Here is a 3,700-nt window from a genome sequence, read left to right as displayed (position 1 = left end):
GCTCACCTTCGAGCCGGAGGCGACGGTCGCCGACCTGACCGGCTTCGGTCTCGAGCCGATCCGCTTGTGGAAGCACATCGCCGGCGGCGGCACCGTCGAGCCCGTCACGACCGTCGATCGAGGGTCGCTCGACAGCGCCGTCACCGCCCTGGGGGACGCCCTGGACACCGCGCCGGTCAACGGCACGGTCGCGTTCATCGACGGAGCGGTCTCCACGACCGATCCCGTCGACGGCATCTCCGTCGACGCCACAGCGGCGGCCGACCTGCTGATCGCCCAGTGGCTCACGGCCGCGCGGCCGATCGAGCTGCCGACCGAGGTCGTCGCGCCGGAGATCGACCAGGACGCTCTCGACCGTGCCGTGACCGACCTCGCCCGCCCGCTCGCCGAGGCGCCGGTGGCCGTCGCGGTCGCCGACCAGGTCGCGGACCTTCCCGTCAGCATCCTCGTCGACACCGCTCGTTTCAGCGTCGAGGACGGCGAGATCGTGCTCACGATGGACGGGCCGTCCCTCGTCGACGCCGTGATCGCCCGGACCAGGGACCTGCTGACGGCACCGGCCGACGCGGAGTTCACCTTCGAGAACGACGCCCCGGTCCTGGTGCCGGGTGTGCCCGGGACCACCCTGGACCCGGACCTGCTCGCGGAGGCGGTCGCGACGGCCGCGACGAGCGCGGACCGGACCGCCCGGGTGGAGCTCGTGGAGTCCGACCCGGAGAACTCGACGGAGGCGCTCGAGGCACTGGGCATCACCGAGATCGTCTCGGAGTTCTCCACGCCGCTGACCAGCGAGCCGCGACGCACCGGCAACATCACCGTCGGCGCGGCGGCGATCAACGGGACGCTCGTGCGCCCGGACGAGATCTTCTCGCTGACCGAGGAGCTCGGCCCGATCGACGCGGAGCACGGTTTCGTCCAGGCCGGGGCGATCATCAACGGTGAGCACTCGGACGCCTGGGGCGGCGGGCTCTCGCAGGTCTCCACGACCACCTACAACGCCGCCTACTTCGCGGGGTTCGTCGACGTGGAGCACCACCCGCACAGCGAGTGGTTCTCCCGGTACCCGGAGGGCCGCGAGGCGACGATCTTCACCGGTGTCCTGGACATGCAGTGGCAGAACGACACCCCGTACGGCGCGCTCGTCCAGGCATGGGTCGCCGACGGAAGCCTGCACGTGCGCATCTGGGGCACCAAGTACTGGACCGTCGAGAGCACGACGAGCGCGCGCTCGGACGTCGTGCGGCCCACCACCGTGTACTCCCAGTCGGCCACCTGCTCGGCGCAGAGCTCGGGCAACCCCGGGTTCTCCGTCACCGTCCGACGCGTGGTCTCCCGCGAGGGCGAGGTGCACTCGGACGAGTCCTGGACGGTGCGGTACCGGCCGCAGAACCAGGTCATCTGCGGCACCGAACCGACGCCCTGACCGCACCGCTCGAGACCGGGGGAGTCGTCGGACGGCTCAGCCCGGGGGCGACTCCGGGCCCTCAGGGGCGCCGCCAGGGCGGGGCAGGTCTCCGCGCAGGTCCCCTGTCACGGCGTCGACGGCGGCTCCGACCGTCGGCGCGAATCGTTCGGGACCGAAGCGGCTCGCACCGTCGGCGGTACGGACGTCGTAGCGGCGCAGGCGGTCCTTCACCGGTCCCTTCACCTCGGCGAGCACCAGGCGGATCCCCTGTGCCGCGAGGCTGTCGTCGAGCTCGACGAGCGCGTCCAGGCCGGTCGAGTCCACGTCGGTGATCGGCTCGGCAGCCAGGATCACCGTCTCGACCCTGCGGCCGGTGCGGGTCACGACGGCCTGGACGTGATCGGCGAAGAGGGTGCCGTTCGCGAAGAACAGCGGGGCGTCGAAGCGCACGATCGCCAGGCCGGGGATCCGGTGCGCCTCCGGGTGCCGCGCCAGGTCGTGGTACCCGCGCACACCGGGGATCAGCCCGAGCTCGGTGCGGTAGGGGCGTGAGGCGTGCCGGACGAAGGCGGCGAGCGACAGCGCGATCGCGACGACGATCCCTTCGAGCACGCCGAGGAAGACCACCCCCAGGAAGGCTGCGACGCTCAAGGCCCCCTCGAGGGGCTGCACGCGCAGGAGGTGGGCCGTCGCGCGCAGGTCGGCCAGGGTGGAGGCCGCCACCATGACCACGGCCGCCAGTGCCGCGGAGGGGAGGTACCCGGTGAGCCCCGGTGCCAGCAGGATGAACGCGAGAAGTAGCAGCGCCCCGACGACAGCGGCGAGCTGGCTCCGCGCTCCTGCCTGCTCCACGACCGGCGTGCGGGAGGACGAGGCACTCACCGGGAATCCGCCGATGACGCCGCCTGCGACGTTCGCCAGGCCGAGGGCGCGCATCTCCGCGTCGGAGTCGACGGTCTCGCCGCGCCGTGCGGCGAAGGCCCGGGACAGGACGGCCGTGTCGGCGAAGGCGAGCAGGGCGATACCGAGCGCGGGACCGGCCAGCGCGGCGACGTCGGTCCAGCCCACGTCCCCCAGCCCCACCTGCGGGAGTCCTGAGGGCAGGGCGCCGACGACGGGGAGACGCTCGTCCAGACCCAGCAGCGCGACCGCGACGGTGGCGCCCACCACGGCCACCAGGACGCCCACCGCGCCGTTGACCAGCCTGCGCAGCACGAGGATCGTCGCCAGCGAGCCGACCCCGACCACCAGGGCCGGCACGACGACCTCGCCGCGCGCGACGGAACCGGCGAGCGAGGCGATCCCGGCGACGGAGGCCTGCGGGTCGACGGAGGACCCCAGCAGGGCCGGCAGCTGCCCGAGGAGCACGACCAGCGCGATCCCGTTGAGGTAGCCGATCCGGATGGGCTTCGACAGGAGCACGGTCACGGCGCCGAGGCGCAGCAGGCCACCGAGCACCAGGAGCACGCCGACCATCACGGCGAGCAGGCCGGCGAGCGCCACGGCACGGTCCTCGTCGCCGAGGGCGAGGGGAAGCACGGAGACCGCGATGATCGGGGCAAGGGCGGAGTCGGGTCCCAGCACCAGCACCCGCGAGGGACCGACGACGGCGTACACCAGCAGCGGACCGATCGTGGCGTACAGGCCCGCCTCGGCGGGAAGGCCGGCCGCGCGGGCGTAGCCGATCCCCGCCGGCACCAGGAGCGCGGTGAGGACGACTCCTGCACCGATGTCGTGACGCCACCAGGACCGGGGGTACCGGCGGGCGACGCCGACCCCCGGGGCCCATCGACGCACGCGGTCGGCCCACATGGGTGCACCGTATCGCCGGGCGGTGACCCGTCGCCGGGCGAGGAGAGGCGCCCAGCGGGGCCGGAGCCCGTGGAGTGCGCGCTCGCGGAGGCCCGTGCTCAGGTGGGCCCGTGCTCAGGAGGACGGCGTGCGGGGGTTGCGGCGGGCCGGAGCGGGCGGGACCAGCTTGCCGATGGCGATCTCCGTCGCGGGGACGCTCACCTCGCCGCGCCGGGTCATGACGCGCACGCCGGCCGCGGTGTTCTCCAGAAGATCCCCGAGCACGTCGGAGTAGCCGCCCTCGGCGAGCCTGCGCCGGACGACGACCCTGCTGCCCACCGGCCACTGCGTCCACGGCTCGTCCGGGCTCACGTCGTCGTCAGGGGTCACGTGGGGGATACTAGGCGGGCGCACCGAGGGGTGCCGCCGTTCTTCAGGAGGGACCGCTCGTGACCTACGTGATCGCCCAGCCTTGTGTCGACGTCAAGGACAAGGCCTGCATCG

The 3,700-nt window shown here is 73.2% G+C and carries 3 protein-coding genes; 1 reads left to right on the top strand and 2 read right to left on the bottom strand.

The annotated features are described in order from the left end of the window. A partial coding sequence (locus tag ABWK99_RS14605) for a VanW family protein (protein WP_372595428.1) occupies positions 1-1,423 on the top strand: 1,423 nt, incomplete at its 5' end. Between the two features lie 36 nt (positions 1,424-1,459). On the opposite strand, the gene ABWK99_RS14600 is transcribed toward ABWK99_RS14605, so the two are convergent. Both ABWK99_RS14600 and ABWK99_RS14595 read right to left on the bottom strand, forming a co-directional pair. Then, entirely contained in the window at positions 1,460-3,217 is a 1,758-nt protein-coding gene (locus ABWK99_RS14600; protein ID WP_372595427.1) for a SulP family inorganic anion transporter, read from the bottom strand. 114 nt (positions 3,218-3,331) lie between these two features. Further along, on the bottom strand, positions 3,332-3,586 hold the full coding sequence (locus tag ABWK99_RS14595; RefSeq protein WP_372595426.1) for a hypothetical protein: 255 nt from the start codon (positions 3,584-3,586) through the stop codon (positions 3,332-3,334). Between the last annotated feature and the right edge of the window lie 114 nt (positions 3,587-3,700).

Origin of the sequence: Actinotalea sp., from assembly GCF_041597215.1 — a bacterium.
GTDB lineage: Bacteria > Actinomycetota > Actinomycetes > Actinomycetales > Cellulomonadaceae > Actinotalea.
This window is presented reverse-complemented; position numbering and strand designations above follow the sequence as displayed.